2 tRNA genes and 1 rRNA gene are annotated in these 475 nt (G+C 42.1%); all 3 read left to right on the top strand.

The features are described from left to right. Window positions 1-77: 77 nt before the first annotated feature. The 3 genes from rrf to OMHG_RS00220 all read left to right on the top strand — a co-directional run bounded on the left by rrf (window position 78) and on the right by OMHG_RS00220 (window position 450). Window positions 78-193 (top strand): 5S ribosomal RNA (gene rrf, locus OMHG_RS00210). A 103-nt stretch (window positions 194-296) separates the two neighbouring features. Continuing rightward, a tRNA-Asn gene (locus OMHG_RS00215) sits at window positions 297-371 on the top strand. A gap of 6 nt (window positions 372-377) precedes the next feature. Further along, window positions 378-450, top strand: a tRNA-Thr gene (locus tag OMHG_RS00220). Window positions 451-475 lie beyond the last annotated feature (25 nt).

The following is a 475-nucleotide window of genomic DNA, read 5'->3' on the forward strand; positions in this document are numbered from 1 at the left end:
AGGGTATAAAAATAAAAAGCGTAAGCATTCGTTGGTGGATGCTGAAGCTAGCCGTTTTATTACACCTTAATAAGTTGTCTGGTAGCAATAGCGAAGAGGTCACACCTGTTCCCATGTCGAACACAGAAGTTAAGCTCTTCAGCGCCGATGGTAGTTGGGACTTTGTCCCTGCAAGAGTAGGACGCCGCCAGGCTGCTTTTTTAATATCGATTTATTATGAAATACATAAAAATGTATATTTAACATTGTCAAGGGCATAGTACTATGGTTATGACATAACATGATTTTAATATTATTCCACAGTAGCTCAGTGGTAGAGCAATCGGCTGTTAACCGATCGGTCGTAGGTTCGAATCCTACCTGTGGAGCCATATTTTGCTTCCATAGCTCAGCAGGTAGAGCACTTCCATGGTAAGGAAGGGGTCAGCAGTTCGAATCTGCTTGGAAGCTCTATAAAAACGGCCTAATCCAATAC

The sequence above is a fragment of the Oceanobacillus massiliensis str. N'diop genome, from assembly GCF_000285495.1.
Lineage (GTDB): Bacteria > Bacillota > Bacilli > Bacillales > Amphibacillaceae > Oceanobacillus > Oceanobacillus massiliensis.